The sequence below is a fragment of the Halomonas sp. TP35 genome, from assembly GCF_052375975.1.
In the GTDB taxonomy this organism is placed as follows: Bacteria; Pseudomonadota; Gammaproteobacteria; order Pseudomonadales; family Halomonadaceae; genus Vreelandella; species Vreelandella citrativorans.
This window is the reverse complement of record NZ_JBQSUZ010000014.1, coordinates 1-15642: the sequence shown is the minus strand read 5'-3', so window position 1 is coordinate 15642 and position 15642 is coordinate 1. Positions and strand designations below refer to the sequence as shown.

Here is a 15642-nt window from a genome sequence, read left to right as displayed (position 1 = left end):
CCACACCGCTAAGTGGTTGAATTAGAAAAGCCCCGGGTAGTTAAACTGCCCGGGGCTTTTTCTTGTCTTAAAGCTTACTTACCATTGATCGCACCTGCGAAGCTTATCAGGTGCGATGACGGGTTTACGCTTCTCGCTGGCTTGCCTGAATAGCGGTCAGCGCGATGGTGTAGACGATATCATCCACCAGCGAGCCTCGGGAAAGGTCATTCACCGGTTTGTTTAAGCCTTGCAGCATGGGGCCGACGCTGACTACGCGGGCACTACGCTGCACCGCTTTGTAGGTCGTGTTGCCGGTGTTCAGGTCCGGGAATACAAAGACGGTGGCGCGGCCCGCTACGGGCGAATCTGGCGCTTTCTGCTTACCCACGCTCTCAATGGCGGCTGCATCGTACTGAAGCGGGCCATCGATCAATAAGTGCGGGGCACGCTCTTTGGCGATGCGCGTAGCTTCACGCACTTTATCGACATCCGCGCCGGTGCCTGAATCTCCCGTTGAGTAGCTGATCATGGCCACGCGCGGCTCAATGCCAAACGCTTCTGCGGAGCGGGCGCTTTGCAGGGCTATTTCAGCCAGCGTTTCGGCATCCGGGTCCGGGTTCACCGCACAATCGCCATACACCACTACCTGCTCTGGCAGCAGCATAAAGAAGATTGACGATACCTGGCTATATTCTGGCGCGGTCTTTATCAGCTGAAACGCCGGGCGCACGGTGTTAGCGGTGGTGTGGATAGCACCCGAGACAAGGCCATCGACTTCATCCAGCTGGAGCATCATGGTGCCAAGCACCACGTTATCCTGTAGCTGGGCCTCAGCGGTGAGTTCGTTAAGCTTGCCACGCCGACGTTCTACCATGGGCGCGATATAGTGGGCACGCGTGCTTTCGGGGTCGATAATCGTCAACTCGTCAGGCAGTGCTAAACCGCGGTTACGCGCCACTTCCTCGATGTTTTCACGACTGCCCAACAGCACGCAGTTGGCAATGCCGCGCCGCTGACAAATAATCGCTGCCTCCACCGTGCGGGGCTCGTCGCCTTCCGGCAGTACGATTCGTTTTTTTGCGTGCTGAGCCTGTTTAACCAACTGATAGCGAAACGCCGAAGGAGATAAGCGCCGTGCATAGCCGTGGCTTAACTTATCTTTTAGCCATTCAAGGTCGATATGGGCAGCGACAAAGCGCGCCACCTGCTCGGCACGCTCGAAATCATCAACGGGGATTTCACTGCTAAGCTGGCTCAAGTTTTGAGCCGTGGTCAGGCTGTCGGTTTCAACCGCCAGCACGGGCAGGCCGGTTCTAAGCGCTGGGCGACACATCTCAATCATATTGTCGTTAGGCAAAAAACCGTTGGTCAGCAATATGCCCGCCAACTGAGTGCCGTTCATGGTAGCGAGGGCGGACGCCAGCACGACGTCGTCACGGTCGCCAGACGCCACCACCAGACTGCCGGGTGTAAAGATATGCAGCGCATTCGCCGCGCTACGCGCACACAGGCTTGTCGACATTACCCGGCGGCTTGCCGCATCGCCTTCATTCAGCACCTTGGCACTTAGTGCCCGTGCCACGTCCAGCGTGCGGGGCGCATTGAGGGTTTTGCTGTAAGGCACGATGCCGATTAGGTGAAAACTGTCGGTGGCTAGTGACGGTGAATAGCCGCGAAGCTCGTTAAGCACCGACTCTTCAAGCTGCGGTTTAATGGTGCCCGGCGCTGCCGAAAGGTCATCTTCCTGGCCGTAAGGCAGGTTCTTCATGCGCATCAGGATGCCGCCCAACGTGCGGGTCGAGCTAACCCCGCCAAAGCTTCTGGCGTGCATATCCAGCTCTTCAGCAAGTGCCTGTGGCTCGTTTAAATCCCCGGTGCCAACCAGAATGATTCGGGCATTAAGTGCATGCGCCAGTTGAGCATTGGTTTGCGTCGCGTACGTGGTGTACTGGGTAGGCACTACGCCTTCCACTACGACTAAATCCAGCGCATTACCGTCCCGCTCAGCCTGTTGCATTACCTGCTCATAAAGCTCGACCACATTTTCCATTAGCTCATCGGTTTGGTCATCGCGCAGCAGGCGCTCCAGCCGGGCTTGTGAGATCGGCGAAGGCGGGCGCAGGTTGAGCGTGCGAGACACCAGTGCCGTTGAGCGATCAAGGCCCGGGCCGTTCAGCTCTTTTTGCATAAACGGCTTCAAAAACCCGGCTTTAAGGCCAATGGTGTCGAGCGCCTGAATCAAGCCTAAACAGGCTGAGGTTAATCCGGCCCCCATGCTTGTGGGCACCAGAAGAATGGCTTGAGGTTGAGAGGGGGACGAGCTCATGCTTGGGCCTCCAGGCATTGACGTGTTTCCATCGCGATACGGCCTTCTTCGTCGGTAGGAATGACCCAGGCTTCGGGACCCTGGTGATTTGCCCTGTCCAGCTTGCCCTCTTTACCGCGAATCATCACGTCATTGCTCGCCTCATCAAGGGCAAAGCCAAAGTGAGGCAGCAGGCTGATAACGCGGCTGCGTACAAGAGGAGAGTTCTCGCCGATGCCACCGGTAAAAATGACGCCATCAAGCGTCGGCAGTGCGCAAGAGAGAGCAGCAAGCGACTTGGCAATGCGGTAGCAAAATACATCCAGCGCCAGCATGGCTCTTGCATGACCCTGCTCTGCTGCTTCCTCTACTTCGCGCATATCGTTGGTTAAGCCAGAAAGCCCCAATAGCCCGCTTTGCTTATTCAGCACGTCATCAATCTTGTCCAGCGACCAGCCTAACTGACGGTGTAGGTGGGCGTGCAAGCCTGGGTCGACATCGCCGCTGCGCGTGCCCATCACCAGGCCTTCCAGTGGGGTAAGGCCCATGCTGGTGTCCAGGCTTCGGTTATTCCAAACCGCTGCGGTTGAGCAGCCGTTGCCCAAGTGAGCCGTTAGCCAACCACCCGCACCGCGCGGGCTAAGCTCGGCAGCCCGCTGGCTAACAAAGGCGTGGCTAGTGCCATGGAATCCGTAGCGACGAATGCCGTGCTCAGCGTAGAGGTTCTCTGGCAGGGCATAGCGGTAAGCTTTTACTGGGAGGGTTTGGTGAAACGCGGTATCGAATACCGCAACCTGAGGTAGTGCTGGAAATATCTTTTGGGTAGCGCTGATGCCTGCCAGGTTGGCAGGGTTATGCAGAGGTGCCAACGCGGCGGTGGCCTTAATCGCACTGATAACATCACTATCAATCAAAGCGGCCTGAGTAAACTTCTCTCCGCCATGAACAATGCGATGCCCAATAGCGCCCGGAATGCGTCCTTCCAGGCTGTTTAAAATGGCGTTGAGCACTTGAGTATGGTCAGCATTGGGGAGTGCATGGCTAAAGCTTCCCCCCGCGCTATTTATTCCTTTTAAGCGGGCATCGGCGCTGCCTAAGCGCTCTGCCAAGCCTGCTAAGCGCGGGGCATCAGGGGCCGGATCGATCAGTGCGTATTTAATAGAGGATGAACCACAATTAATAACCAGCACCGGTGCATTCATAAAGAATCTACCAAAAGAGTAAAGGTTTAGTTTGTACGTTAGTGTGACAGGCGGCAAGGGGCATTAACGTAGGCGGATATTTGTTTAGCCATTCGACTCAAATCCGGGCATGCTTGACGGTTAACGTTCTTTTGCTGCCTGGAGCCTATGTCTACGTCGTCGTTACCCAACCACCTGCCGCGCCACTTAGCCATTTTGCTGCTAATGACCGTTGGCACCATGTTCGCTGCCAACCATGTATCGGCCAGGCTTGCCTTTGATAACGGTACAGGGTTACTGCTGGCCGTATTAACGCGTTCCGGGGTAGCCTGTTTGATCCTGCTCGCCCTTGTGATCGTTCAGAAGAAACGCTTCTGGCTGCCTTCGGGCACCTGGCCCTGGCAACTGGTGGTAGGCCTTCTTATCACCATTCAAAGTGTCAGCCTTTATTCAGCGGTTGCGCGGCTTCCTGTTGTTATTGCGCTACTGTTGGTCAATACCTTCCCCATTCAGTTAGCACTATTGAGTTGGGCGCTGGGCGGGCCGCGTCCGTCGCTTCGCAGTTGCCTTATTATGGGGACCATTTTAATCGGGCTGTTGGTCGTGCTGGATATTCCTGCGTGGCTTTCCAGTGCTGACAGTATGGGGCCTGAATGGGTCGCCGGCATCGGATTTGGGTTGCTGGCCGCATTCGTTTTCGCCTGCGCGCTATGGGTTACCGAGCACCGTTTATCCCAGGTAGGCAGCACACTGCGCAGTCTTTTAACCATGCAAACCGTGTTTTTCGCCATGGTAATCGGTGGGGCTTTAGGTGTCGTGCCAGGTGGTATGAGCCTACCTGACAATAGCCAAGGGTGGGTGGGGTTGGGGCTTTTGGCGCTGCTTTACGCCACCGCGTTCTCGACACTGTTTATTTTTGTGCCGCGCCTGGATATGGCCCGCAACGCCCCGGTCATGAATATCGAACCTGTCGCCTCTTTGGTGATCGGTTATTTCGTATTAGGGCAAACGCTAAGCCCTGGCCAGTTATTGGGTGGGGCGGTCGTGGTGGGTGGTATTGTCGCACTTAGCCTATCCAAAGGGCGGTAAACGTTGCGTTCTTTTCGGACATGTACCACAATGAAGTTGTGTAAGGAAACACTGTTTTTTAACGGAGGTACATGACGATGAAGATGACCGTATTATCACTCACTTCTGCGGCACTCTTGGTCGGCGCGGGTGCATTCGCTGCATCAGCCCAGGCACAGCAATCATTTGGTCACCCTGAAGGTTACGTGGCGGGCGACGCCATGTTTTGGAACCTTGATCCTGACCGCGGTTCCTCACGTAACGACGTAGGCCTGCGTTTGCGCGGTGGTGCGCAGTTCAATGATTACTTCGCGCTCGAAGGGCATCTGGGTACTGGTGGCTCCGATGGTGATACCAAGCTGGATTACCTGGTAGGTGCTTACGCAAAAGGCATCGCGCCTATTACCCCCAATGCACGCCTGTATGGTCTGATCGGTGTCACTGAAGTGGATTTCGACCACGACAGTGAAAGCGGTTTCTCCTATGGCGCGGGCGGTGAAATTGATGTCGCCAACAATCTGGCCATCAGCGCTGATTACATGCGCTATCTGGACAAGTCTGCCTACGATTTCGATGCGGCAAGCGTGGGCTTAAAATACCGTTTTTAATGATTAACGCTTAAAACGCGTTAGTGGTTTATCCAACCCCAGGGCCTTTTGGCTCTGGGGTTTTTTATGGATTTTTTCTGTAGGTAGCCAAGGGCACTGCTAAATAACGCTAATAAAGCAGAAGGGTGGCTCATTGTTAGCTTGCTAATCATTTGCTAAAATGCGCTATTCTATTAAGCATCCGCTGGCCACAAGCGCTCTGCGCGTACGTAGAAGGCGCGCAAAACAAAGAGTAAAACTCCATGTCCCCTGATCAAAAATTCGCCCGCTGGGTGAAGGTGGCGCTGGCTGCCTTTGCACTGCTGTTTATCTATTTCTTGATAGCTGACAGCTTCATGCCCATGACGCCCGAGGCCAGGGTAATGCGCCCGGTTGCCCGTGTGGCACCAGAGCTCAGCGCGCCAGTGAAAGAAGTGACCGTGCGTGACCATCAACAGGTTGCCAAAGGCGATGTGCTGTTTCGTCTGGACCCCGAGCCCTTTCAGCTTGCCCTTGATCAAGCGCGGCTAAACCGTGAGCAGGCTGAGCGCGAAAACACGCGCCTTGAAGCGGAGCTTGCCGCCGCACGGGCGGTGCTGGCCTCTGCCCAGGCAACTGCTGAGGAGCGCAGCAGCGAGCGGCGCCGTGGCGAAGCCCTGGTGGGGCGGCAGAATATTTCACGCCAGCAGTACGAGCAGCAGGTAGCGGCTGAGCATACCGCCCTGGCAGAAGTGGCTTCCGCCGAGGCGAAGATACAGAGCCTGGAAGTACAGCTAGGCGAGGACGGAAATACCAACCTGCGCTTGCGCCAAGCCGACAACGCACTTAAGAAAGCGCAGTTGGACGTCGAACGTACCGAAGTGCGGGCGGCAGAGTCAGGCCAGGTGACGAACTTGCAGCTTCAGGTGGGCGACTATGTTCAGGCGGGGCAGCCAGTGATCGCACTGGTGACTCAGAAGATGGATATCGTTGCCGACTTCCGTGAAAAAAGCCTACGCCACGTACTGCCCAGCGACTCGGCTGCGGTGATCTTCGATGCCATGCCAGGGCATATCTTTGAAGGGCAGGTCAGTGCTTTTGATGCTGGCGTGCGGGAAGGGCAACTGACCGCTGATGGGCAACTGGCGGATATTCCTACCTCTGACCGCTGGGTGCGCGATGCGCAGCGCTTGCGTATTCATATTGTCCTCAACGAACCCATTGCTGCGCTGCTGCCAAGCGGCGCCCGGGCAACGGTGCAACTGCTACCGGGGGAACATGCGCTGGCGCATCCCTTTGCATGGCTACAAACGCATCTGATCAGCTGGCTACATTATGTCTATTAGTGCGGGGTCTACTAATGCAGGGCCCGCTGATACAAAACAGGCTGATGCCAGCGCGTGGTCAATCAATCGCGCGCTGCACGGCTTTTTTAAACGCACGCCTCGCCGTAGCGGTGCTGGCCCTGAAGCGCCTGGCTATCATCGCTTGAGTGAGAATGCCCTGCGCCAGTGTTTGCGGGTGGCCGGTGGTGGCACACTCGGGTTTATCATCAGTCAGTTAATGGGTTGGAACTACGGTGTTTTCTTTACCGTTTTTCCGATGTTTTTGCTGGGTATGGTGCCCATTCTGAATATCAGCATTATTCGCCAGTTTTTAGGTAACGTATCGGTGAATGCGCTGGAAGTCAGCCTGGTGGTCGGCCTGCTCAAACATATGCCGGTGGTGATGACGCTGGTCGTGTTGGGTATGTTCCTGTTTCGGTTTAGCCTGATGGCAAAAGGCCCGCTGTTTCTGTTTGGGGCCAATGGCGTATTAACCTTAAGCATTCTGCTGCATTTTGCGAGCTACCCCAGCGTCGATCTAGCTGATTTGTTGGCCTCCAATTTTGTGGCCAGTGTGCTCGCTGTGTTCATCGCCATGCTGATGTACACACTTTTCCCCGACGTTGAGCCCCGCCAACCGCCGCCCAAAAGCACCAAGACTAAAGCGCAGATGCGCCATGAAACGCTGATGGGCGGCATTACCGCGACACTTTCCTTTGTCGTTTTTCAGGTGCTTGACCTGCAGGGGTCGCTCTCGGCACAAATGGCGACCATTCTGGTACTGTTCGCGATGGGCTATGCCGGTGCACGCGTATCCGCTCGCAAACGCGCCATCGGCACGCTATTGGGATGTAATCTGGCGCTGATAATGCAGCTTCTGCTTTACACACAAAGCAATCACTTCCTGCTGGCGATTGTGCTTTATTGGTTGGGGCTATTGCTGTTTGGGCGCGAACACATACTTGAAGGTGGCGGTTCCGGCATCGGGTTTGGCGGGATGACCACTTTAGGCATTCTGTTTGGGCAATCATTAGGACCGAATCAGGACCTTGTCTATAGCGCCCTGTACCGTTTTTCATCCATGAGCGTGGCGCTGGTAGTAACGCTGCTGTTTATGGCTTGCCTGCATTATGTGCTCAATCTTTGGGAGCCTACGCGACTACCAGAAAGAAAGTGAGGTAACTTTTTTAACAAAGGCTACTCTAATAAGGCAGCTGTGATGTGAAGGGCAATATGTTCTTCCCTCCAGCGTGTTTCCTACTAACGGATTAGAGGTGTATGTCATGAGTGGAAAAGACGATAAAGTAAAAGGCGCCGCTAACAAAGCCGCTGGTAAAGTGAAAGAAGCGGCTGGCAAAGTAACGGGCAGCGAAAAAACGGAAGCCAAAGGCAAAATGCAGCAGGCTAAAGGCGAAGCTCAAAAAGGTAAAGGCGAGGTGAAAGAGAGCCTCAAGAAAAAATAGCCTTGCTACGCACGTTAGCGTAACACGTCGACAACAGGGGCCCTTAGGCCCCTGTTTGCGTTTATGTTTTTCGTTTTCAAACCGTTTTACACTTCCTGATACAGCTGGCTTCCCGTTTGGCGAAACTTCTCCGCCTGCTCTTCCATACCGCGCTTAACCGACTCCGCGTCGTTAGTGCTTTCTGGCGTGCGGTCGCGGTAGGTGTCGCGTACTTCCTGGCTAATCTTCATCGAGCAGAACTTCGGCCCACACATGGAGCAAAAATGGGCGACCTTCGCGGAATCCTTGGGCAGAGTTTCGTCATGGAATTCCCGCGCGGTGTCTGGGTCTAGCCCCAGGTTGAACTGATCTTCCCAGCGGAATTCAAATCGTGCCTTGGAAAGCGCATTGTCACGCCGCTGTGCTGCCGGGTGGCCCTTGGCGAGATCCGCCGCGTGGGCCGCAATCTTGTAGGTAATAATACCGGTCTTTACGTCATCTTTATTGGGCAGGCCCAGGTGCTCTTTCGGCGTGACGTAGCAGAGCATGGCACAACCAAACCAGCCGATCATCGCGGCCCCAATGCCCGAGGTAATATGGTCGTAGCCTGGTGCGATATCCGTGACCAACGGGCCGAGTGTGTAGAAGGGCGCTTCATCGCAGTACTCCAACTGCTTGTCCATGTTCTCCTTCACAAGGTGCATGGGCACGTGACCGGGCCCTTCAATCATTACCTGCACGTCGTGCTTCCAGGCAATGTGGGTCAGCTCGCCCAGGGTTTTAAGCTCGGCCATCTGCGCTTCGTCGTTGGCATCGGCGATAGAGCCAGGGCGCAGGCCGTCACCCAGCGAAAATGCCACATCGTACTGCTTGCAGATCTCGCAGATCTCCTCGAAGTGGGTATACAGAAAGCTCTCCTGATGATGATACAAACACCATTTGGCCATAATCGAACCGCCGCGAGAGACGATGCCCGTCACCCGGTTGGCGGTAAGCGGCACATAGCGCAGCAAAACGCCTGCGTGAATGGTGAAGTAATCCACACCCTGTTCGGCCTGCTCTATCAACGTATCGCGAAACACCTCCCAAGTCAGATTCTCTGCCACGCCGTTGACCTTCTCCAGCGCTTGGTAGATAGGCACTGTACCGATAGGTACTGGCGAATTACGCAAAATCCATTCGCGAGTTTCATGAATGTTCTGCCCGGTGGAGAGATCCATGATGGTATCCGCGCCCCAGCGAATCCCCCAGGTCATTTTGTCGACTTCTTCTTCAATCGACGAGGTGACGGCCGAGTTGCCCAGGTTGCCGTTAATCTTGACCAGAAAGTTACGCCCGATAATCATCGGCTCGCTTTCGGGGTGATTGATGTTATTAGGAATAATCGCCCGCCCGCGAGCGACTTCATCGCGCACGAACTCCGGCGTAATCTCCTCCGGAATGCTGGCGCCGAAGCTCTGGCCGCGATGCTGGTGGCCCAGGATTCGCTCCACCTCGGCATCGCCTGAGTACTTTGCAGAGAGCGCTTGGCGGCGCTGGTTCTCGCGCAGGGCGATAAACTCCATTTCCGGCGTGATAATCCCTTGGCGGGCATAGTGCAGCTGGGTAACGTTCTTGCCTTCCTTTGCCCGACGCGGCGTGCGGTTCAAATCAAAGCGCAGCTGGGCCAGCATGGGGTCGTTAGCGCGGCGTTTGCCGTATTCAGACGTATGGCCTTCTAAAAACTCGGTGTCGCCACGCTCCTCAATCCACGCCCGGCGAAGCGCGGGAAGCCCACGGCGTAGATCAATCTGGGCGTTGGGGTCGGTGTAGGGGCCAGAGGTGTCGTACACCAGCAGCGGCGGGTTCTGTTCATCTACGCTGGTCGTTTTGGTCGGCGAGAGGCTGATTTCCCGAAACGGCACGCGGATATCCGGGCGCGAGCCTTCAAGATACACCTTGCGTGAACCGGGCAGTGGGGCAATCGCGGCGGCATCCACTTGGGCGGTTTCGGCTAGAAAGCGGGCTGTCTTCTGGGTAACGGTTTTGTTCATGGTTATATCCTTGTTATTGGAATTAATCGGAAAGATCCAGGCCCATCTGCCAGAAGTCGATTTCCAAACGCGTGGCATCGCGGAAAATTTTGCTGAGCTCATTAAAGCGGGCAGGGGTGACGTCGGCCAAGCGTGCGTCAAGCCATTCAAGCTCGGCCTGCATGGCGGCTTGAAACTCCTCGCTTTCGTACATCGCAATCCAGGCATCAAACGGGTTGTGTGTGCCGCGTAGGGTTGTGGATTGTGCGTTCAACCAGTTGGCAATCTCGCCATAGCCCACTAGGCACGGGGCAAGTGCTACGTGTAAATCCAGCAGGTCGCCACGGTTGCCGGTATCCAACACGTAGCGGGTGTAGGCCATGGTCGCCCGAGCTTCTTGTAGCTCGGCAAGTGCCTCCTCGGAAATACCCCACTCGCTGCAAAAGCCCACGTGCAAGCCCAGTTCCACGTCCACAATGGTTTTCAACCCTTCGTGGGCCTGGCGCAAATCGGCAAGCGTAGGGCTTTTGTAGGCGGCCAGCGCATAGGCGCGAGCGAAGTGAATCAGAAACAGATAATCCTGCTTCAGGTAGTGACGAAATGACGCTTCTGGCAGCGTGGCGTTGCCCAGCTGGCGCACAAAGTCGTGCTCAATGTAGGCGCGCCAATCGTCATGGCAGGCAGTGGTTAAATCAGTAAAGCGGTAGCCCATACATCCTCCGGGAGTAGTGATCCGAAGGGCAGGCGAAAAGATCGAGGAAATGGCACGGAAGGGGGCGAGCGATCCTGGGAGAGAGCTGGCCGGCGCCATCGCTTGATCCCTACGCCGGTACCCGCGCGCTCGTAACAAGAGCAGCGCATTAGCCGGATCAGGTTCAGCGGGACCAGCGCTCGGCAGCAAAATTGCTACGCCCTGCGCCATCTCAGCCGGATTCACCGGCACCCCGTCAAGCATTCAACTCAGCGAGTCTAGGTGGCGGTTGAGGGAGATGCAAGGGGGCGGACGACGGTGCTACGTGTTAATTTGAATTGATTATGACGATTAACACTCATCATTACAGCGTGATGCGATCAGGAAATACTGACATTGACCACTGATAACAAAACGGGTTGGGAAGCCTTCTATCGCGCCAATCAAACGCGAGCCGCCTCGCCGCTGTTACGCCGCGCTCTGGGAAATGAATGCTTACCCAAAGGCAGTGGCCATGCTATCGATTTAGGGTGTGGAGGCGGCATCGAAACCGCGCTACTGCTGACGTCGGGGTGGAAAGTCTTGGCGATCGACAAAGCGCCCAACGCCATTGCGCGAGTTGAAACACTAAAAGCTGAATTGCCCGGCGCTGATTTGACGGTGATGGTTTCGCGCTTCGAGGAATTGAAAGACCTGCCATCGTCTGCCCTGGTCCACGCCGGGCTAAGCCTGCCGTTCTGCGAGCCAGCGCACTTTCCCATTCTATGGAACATGATTCTTTCAGCGCTTGAGCCGGGAGGGTTATTTGTCGGGCACCTTTTCGGTAATCGGCACGATTGGGCCAAGCATCCAGCAATGAGTTTTCACTCGAAGGAAGAAGTAGGAGCCCTTTGCGGCAGTTTAGAGATCGAGCTTTTTCGCGAAAGTGAAGGAGAGGGCGGGCTGGTAACGCATCACTGGCACCGGTTTGATCTTATCTTGAGAAAGCCAATGGTTTGATTGAATCGCCTTATTTAATGGGGGGGGTGCTACGTGCCTGAGCGCTTGATACTCCTGGCATTACCTCACTTCAGTGCCCGTCATCGCTGCAGTGCGTCAAAACGAATGAAGAAGCGAATCCAGTAGCAATACGTTTTCTCGGTGCGAAGGTTATAGCGTTTTACCCGCAAGGTGGCCCGGATCCTATCCATTAGCTTTATGGGGTATCTCTTTGTATTAATTCTAACGTGTATTTATATACAGTTTATTGGGCATGGCAAATCGTGCCAGCACACGAATTTTGGATAGGCAGCCAAAATTTGCTTTGCTAGTAATAGAATCAATGAGGTAGATTTGGTTTAGGCGGCTAGATAACCCCAATGAATGCGCTGGCGCGTTCATTGAGGTTATTCAGCTGGCTATATAATCACTGTTATCTAGGCATGCGAAATTAGGAAATAAAGGACTTTAATTGTGGCAAAAGTTAACTTAGATGCGTTAATACAACGAGAAGATTTCACTGTTGACGGTGGGGCGGGCGCTCAAAATTTAGCGGACAAGCTTAAGGTAAGTGAGCTAGTTAAAGGGGAAAGCTTTTTTTATTCTTCTCTAAGAAAGCCAGATTTTCAAAGAGAAACATCTGATTGGGATAAGGGGAAAATAACATCATTTGTCAAAAGCTTTATAGACGGTGATCTAATACCCTCTATTATCCTCTGGCAGGCGGGTCAATACACGTTTGTGATAGATGGTGCTCACCGACTTAGTGCGCTAATTGCCTGGGTTAATGGTGATTATGGAGACGGCTTTATTTCGCAGTCGTTCTTTAATCATGAGGTAGATTCAGAGCAGAAGAAGGTGGCTGATCAAACAAGGCGCCATGTAGATCGAGAAGTTGGGTCATATAGTAGTTTTATGAGTGCCATTAGAGATCCTGAAAATGCGAATCCTAGAGTCCTTGCCAATGCTAATAAGCTTGGATTTTTATCATTACAGCTTCAATGGGTAACAGGTAGTGCTGAAAAAGCTGAAAATTCTTTTTTTACAATCAATCAAAAAGCTACACCAATTAGTGATACAGAAATCTCTCTTTTAAAGGCCAGAAAAAAACCATACGCAATGGCTTCTCGAGCAATATTGCGATCGGGTGCCGGGCATAAATACTGGGATGTATTTTCGCCTGAAATACAAAGTGAAGTTGAAAGGCTGGCAAAAGAGATTAACGAAAATCTTTTTACTCCCGAAATGAAAACACCCGTAAAAACACTTGATCTTCCACTCGCTGGTAAAGGCTATTCATCAAGAACCCTACCTCTTATTTTTGATTTAGTGAAGTTAGCAAATGATGTCTCCGAGAAGGAGGTAAGTGAAGATGCAGACGGAAAAGAAACAATTCAATATTTGAAGAATGTTAATAAAGTTGTACGCCGGTTTACCACTACGCACCCTTCTTCGTTAGGGTTGCATCCTGCAGTATATTTTTATAGTGAAAAAGGGCGCTATCAGCCTACTGCATTTATGGCTTGGATAGAAATTATTAAAGACTTTGAAAATAAGAAGTTCTTCAAAAAGTTTACAGATATACGTCAGAAGCTAGAATCCATCTTAATTCAATATAAGTATTTCACTAATCAAGTAACCATTAAATATGGAAGCGGGATTAAAGGGTATCTCCAGCTAAAAGAAGTATACGAAAAGATAATGGAATTAGTACTGGCCGAGATTGATGTTGTAGAAATAGGTGGAAAGCTAAAGAGTGCGTTTCCTTACTTAAATATCGAATTCAGAGGGGATCAGCCTCAATCAAAAGATTTTAATGAAAATACCAAGGCGGAAGTTTTCTTAACCACTGCACTTAAAAGCGCAAATAGATGCAACATATGTGGTGGCTATATACACGTAAAATCTATTTCTATTGATCATATCGATCGAAAACAAGATGGCGGAGTAGGTGTTGCTGATAACGGTCAGCTAACCCACCCATATTGCAACACAACCTATAAAAATTAGCTAACAAGTGCGTGCACAGGATGTCAAGAAGCTACGCTTTTGCCACCCGTGACGCAGGCGTAAGCTTGTACCACCAATGGAGATATTTCATGAAATATGACGGTATAGATGATGAGCTTGATGCATCCGATAACGATGATGACAAGGAGGAGTGTGGCAACTGTAATGGCAGTGGAGAAGCAGATTGCCCAATGGAGTATGGCGGGCCATGCCCTGAGCAATGCCCTGCCTGTGGTGGAAGTCAGAAGGTATTCTGTAATGACTGCGACGGAACAGGGTGGCAAGATTCTTATTAAACTCTTGGTATCGCAATACGTGAAATAATACCTAGCGTGCATTAATTATCACGCAGACAATAGAGATAAGTGATATGCCAGAAACGAAAGAAGGGGCGGGAATGAAAGAGAAAATAATTGCAGGAGTCGTTATTGCTTTAGCAAAACCGGCATTTGATGTGTTGGCCAAGCTCGCAAATTGGGGAATAGATCAGGCAAGGAAGTCCCCTGAGGCAATCAAGGATTTTGTGATATGGTGGAATGGAAAGACGATTGCCGTCATAGGTGCTACTGCCTCTGGAAAAAATAGTTTTTACGACTGTCTGCTCGAAAAAGATCCACCTAAAGAACATATCCAAACCAGAGGGGCGGAAAAAGTAGATTCGTTTACGGTAAAGCGTAATATTCAAGGTCTTGACACTATTGAGCTTAGATGCAAACGATCAGTGAATGTGGGCGGGGAGGTTGATGAGCGAATTCGGTATTGGCCTCAGGCTTGCAGTGATGCAGATTTTATCTTTTATCTGGTGGATATGGAACGGTTGAATGATCCAGATCTTCATGACATCTATCACTCACGCATTGGAGATGACCTTAAATGGCTTGGAGCGAATCTAAGCAAGTTCAAGGCGGGGGGCAAGGTACATCTGTTACTGAACAAAATCGACAAAGTATTAGAAATTCCATCGCGCGTTGATAATCGTAGAGAATTTATCGAAAGCGAACTCAATAAACACGTAGCAGAGATGGAGAGAAGAGCAAAGTCAATTTTTGATCTCAACTCCTCGGCTCTGAGTGGTGTCTCTCCAATGTGCATGGTGGACAAAGATTTATTTAATTGCCTATTCGATGGGGCTCTGGCTCGTATCTACAGTCAGGAGCATCCAGAATGAAGTGTTTGTTGCTTCTTCCCGACTTTTATCAATCTGGCGAGATAAATGTGTGGGGTGATGGTATGTCATTGCCCATGCCTGTCAGTGTTTGTAAAGATATTCCGCTAAGAGAGCTTCCAGATTGCTTTGTGCTTGGAATCCCAGAGTCGTTGCTACGGGCTAATATAGAGCAAGATTTTGTATATGCACAATATGTACGACTTGATTCTAAGCGAAGTGTTCTTTCTTTTTCAATTCGAGGAGGGAATGATAAATCCGGTAGGACTGTTGGTTTAACGATTCTTCAGTTGCTGGATAAGGGCGAGCCTTTAATATTTCCACCAGAAGCACCATCAAGCTTGCCTGATTCAATAGGTGAAAAAAACACGATAGAAAATCGAATTGGAGCTATGATGAGGTCGCTTCAGTCTGACTCATTCTCGAATATAAAAGACATGATTTCAGCAGTGGAAAAATATCCGAAACTCCGAAGCTTCGCAAGTGAGCATGTAGACTCGCTGGCTCAGAAACCGCAGTGGACACCAAATAAAAAAAAAGGATACAGCTTCATGATAGGATTTTTGGTCGTACTTCTTCTGCTGGCGATCTTAATAATTGAATTATAATTTTTCTTGGCGAATTACAAATTCTTGGATAATCGTTATTTTAGTCGAGGTTGTTGGCGCAATAAGCGGACGACAGCTAACAAAGCGCTGCTATCGGACAAATTTTCCGCTGCGCTCCAAATTTGCCGTAGAGCGCGGCGTTATACATGAGAAGGAACTCAGATGAGCCTGAAAGAGCACTTTGAATTACTAGCTACCTACAACCAGTGGATGAACTCGAAGGTTTATGCGGCTGCAGGGCAAATCTCTGCGACAGACTTGGCGAAAGATCGTGGGGCTTTTTTTGGCTCCATCCTGGGCACTCTGAAC

General features: G+C 52.0%; 15 protein-coding genes and 1 riboswitch. Of the genes, 10 read left to right on the top strand and 5 right to left on the bottom strand.

All coding sequences use genetic code 11. The features are described from left to right. Positions 1–124 precede the first annotated feature (124 nt). Both pta and ACT3RU_RS14365 read right to left on the bottom strand, forming a co-directional pair. Entirely contained in the window at positions 125–2308 is a 2184-nt protein-coding gene (gene pta, locus ACT3RU_RS14370) for a phosphate acetyltransferase (protein ID WP_192526708.1), read from the bottom strand. Beyond that, positions 2305–3489: an acetate/propionate family kinase gene (locus ACT3RU_RS14365; RefSeq protein WP_192526709.1), complete on the bottom strand. Its 1185-nt coding sequence runs from the start codon at positions 3487–3489 to the stop codon at positions 2305–2307. Before ACT3RU_RS14365 ends, pta begins: the two co-directional genes overlap by 4 nt. A 147-nt stretch (positions 3490–3636) precedes the next feature. Here ACT3RU_RS14365 and ACT3RU_RS14360 point away from each other — a divergent pair, with 147 nt between their 5' ends. From ACT3RU_RS14360 to ACT3RU_RS14340, 5 genes are all read left to right on the top strand, one after another. Next, complete coding sequence (locus ACT3RU_RS14360; protein WP_192526710.1) at positions 3637–4557, top strand: EamA family transporter; 921 nt, start codon at positions 3637–3639, stop codon at positions 4555–4557. A 77-nt stretch (positions 4558–4634) separates the two neighbouring features. Next, a complete protein-coding gene (locus tag ACT3RU_RS14355; protein WP_087105797.1) occupies positions 4635–5144 on the top strand; it encodes a porin family protein in 510 nt (169 codons plus the stop codon). Positions 5145–5386: 242 nt separating this feature from the next. Next, positions 5387–6448, top strand: a complete 1062-nt coding sequence (locus ACT3RU_RS14350) for an HlyD family secretion protein (protein ID WP_192526711.1) — start codon at positions 5387–5389, stop codon at positions 6446–6448. After that, on the top strand, positions 6438–7604 hold the full coding sequence (locus ACT3RU_RS14345) for a DUF2955 domain-containing protein (RefSeq protein WP_192526712.1): 1167 nt from the start codon (positions 6438–6440) through the stop codon (positions 7602–7604). The genes ACT3RU_RS14350 and ACT3RU_RS14345 overlap by 11 nt, the downstream gene beginning before the upstream one ends. Before the next feature lie 106 nt (positions 7605–7710). Then, complete coding sequence (locus ACT3RU_RS14340; RefSeq protein WP_087105804.1) at positions 7711–7890, top strand: CsbD family protein; 180 nt, start codon at positions 7711–7713, stop codon at positions 7888–7890. Between the two features lie 86 nt (positions 7891–7976). Here ACT3RU_RS14340 and thiC read toward each other — a convergent pair whose 3' ends face one another. Next, a complete protein-coding gene (gene thiC, locus ACT3RU_RS14335) occupies positions 7977–9902 on the bottom strand; it encodes a phosphomethylpyrimidine synthase ThiC (RefSeq protein ID WP_225733692.1) in 1926 nt (641 codons plus the stop codon). A gap of 22 nt (positions 9903–9924) precedes the next feature. Next, positions 9925–10593 carry a thiaminase II gene (gene tenA, locus ACT3RU_RS14330; protein ID WP_192526713.1) on the bottom strand — a complete coding sequence of 223 codons (669 nt, stop codon included), beginning with the start codon at positions 10591–10593 and terminating at the stop codon, positions 9925–9927. An 89-nt stretch (positions 10594–10682) separates the two neighbouring features. Continuing rightward, a riboswitch (TPP riboswitch) is annotated at positions 10683–10838 on the bottom strand. A 130-nt stretch (positions 10839–10968) separates the two neighbouring features. On the opposite strand from tenA, the gene ACT3RU_RS14325 reads away from it, so the two are divergent. Further along, positions 10969–11571 (top strand): class I SAM-dependent methyltransferase, encoded by a 603-nt coding sequence (locus tag ACT3RU_RS14325; protein ID WP_192526714.1) that lies wholly within the window; start codon positions 10969–10971, stop codon positions 11569–11571. A gap of 80 nt (positions 11572–11651) precedes the next feature. On the opposite strand, the gene ACT3RU_RS14320 is transcribed toward ACT3RU_RS14325, so the two are convergent. Then, a complete protein-coding gene (locus ACT3RU_RS14320; RefSeq protein ID WP_328515363.1) occupies positions 11652–11762 on the bottom strand; it encodes a phage integrase N-terminal SAM-like domain-containing protein in 111 nt (36 codons plus the stop codon). Positions 11763–12024: 262 nt separating this feature from the next. Between ACT3RU_RS14320 and ACT3RU_RS14315 the strand changes: the two genes are divergently transcribed. The 4 genes from ACT3RU_RS14315 to ACT3RU_RS14300 all read left to right on the top strand — a co-directional run bounded on the left by ACT3RU_RS14315 (position 12025) and on the right by ACT3RU_RS14300 (position 15333). After that, positions 12025–13560: a GmrSD restriction endonuclease domain-containing protein gene (locus ACT3RU_RS14315; protein ID WP_192526715.1), complete on the top strand. Its 1536-nt coding sequence runs from the start codon at positions 12025–12027 to the stop codon at positions 13558–13560. A 153-nt stretch (positions 13561–13713) separates the two neighbouring features. Continuing rightward, on the top strand, positions 13714–13884 hold the full coding sequence (locus tag ACT3RU_RS14310) for a hypothetical protein (protein WP_192526716.1): 171 nt from the start codon (positions 13714–13716) through the stop codon (positions 13882–13884). A 46-nt stretch (positions 13885–13930) separates the two neighbouring features. Continuing rightward, positions 13931–14728, top strand: coding sequence for a GTPase domain-containing protein (locus tag ACT3RU_RS14305; protein ID WP_192526717.1), 798 nt, complete (start codon positions 13931–13933; stop codon positions 14726–14728). Continuing rightward, positions 14725–15333 carry a hypothetical protein gene (locus tag ACT3RU_RS14300; RefSeq protein WP_192526718.1) on the top strand — a complete coding sequence of 203 codons (609 nt, stop codon included), beginning with the start codon at positions 14725–14727 and terminating at the stop codon, positions 15331–15333. Before ACT3RU_RS14305 ends, ACT3RU_RS14300 begins: the two co-directional genes overlap by 4 nt. The last annotated feature ends 309 nt before the right edge of the window (positions 15334–15642 follow it).

Excerpts from the sequence above, each read along its gene's own strand:
- pta (WP_192526708.1), bottom strand. The coding sequence starts at position 2,308 with ATGAGCTCGTCCCCCTCTCAACCTCAAGCCATTCTTCTGGTGCCCACA.
- ACT3RU_RS14365 (WP_192526709.1), bottom strand. The coding sequence starts at position 3,489 with ATGAATGCACCGGTGCTGGTTATTAATTGTGGTTCATCCTCTATTAAA.
- ACT3RU_RS14360 (WP_192526710.1), top strand. The coding sequence starts at position 3,637 with ATGTCTACGTCGTCGTTACCCAACCACCTGCCGCGCCACTTAGCCATT.
- ACT3RU_RS14355 (WP_087105797.1), top strand. The coding sequence starts at position 4,635 with ATGAAGATGACCGTATTATCACTCACTTCTGCGGCACTCTTGGTCGGC.
- ACT3RU_RS14350 (WP_192526711.1), top strand. The coding sequence starts at position 5,387 with ATGTCCCCTGATCAAAAATTCGCCCGCTGGGTGAAGGTGGCGCTGGCT.
- ACT3RU_RS14345 (WP_192526712.1), top strand. The coding sequence starts at position 6,438 with ATGTCTATTAGTGCGGGGTCTACTAATGCAGGGCCCGCTGATACAAAA.
- ACT3RU_RS14340 (WP_087105804.1), top strand. The coding sequence starts at position 7,711 with ATGAGTGGAAAAGACGATAAAGTAAAAGGCGCCGCTAACAAAGCCGCT.
- thiC (WP_225733692.1), bottom strand. The coding sequence starts at position 9,902 with ATGAACAAAACCGTTACCCAGAAGACAGCCCGCTTTCTAGCCGAAACC.
- tenA (WP_192526713.1), bottom strand. The coding sequence starts at position 10,593 with ATGGGCTACCGCTTTACTGATTTAACCACTGCCTGCCATGACGATTGG.
- ACT3RU_RS14320 (WP_328515363.1), bottom strand. The coding sequence starts at position 11,762 with ATGGATAGGATCCGGGCCACCTTGCGGGTAAAACGCTATAACCTTCGC.
- ACT3RU_RS14305 (WP_192526717.1), top strand. The coding sequence starts at position 13,931 with ATGCCAGAAACGAAAGAAGGGGCGGGAATGAAAGAGAAAATAATTGCA.
- ACT3RU_RS14300 (WP_192526718.1), top strand. The coding sequence starts at position 14,725 with ATGAAGTGTTTGTTGCTTCTTCCCGACTTTTATCAATCTGGCGAGATA.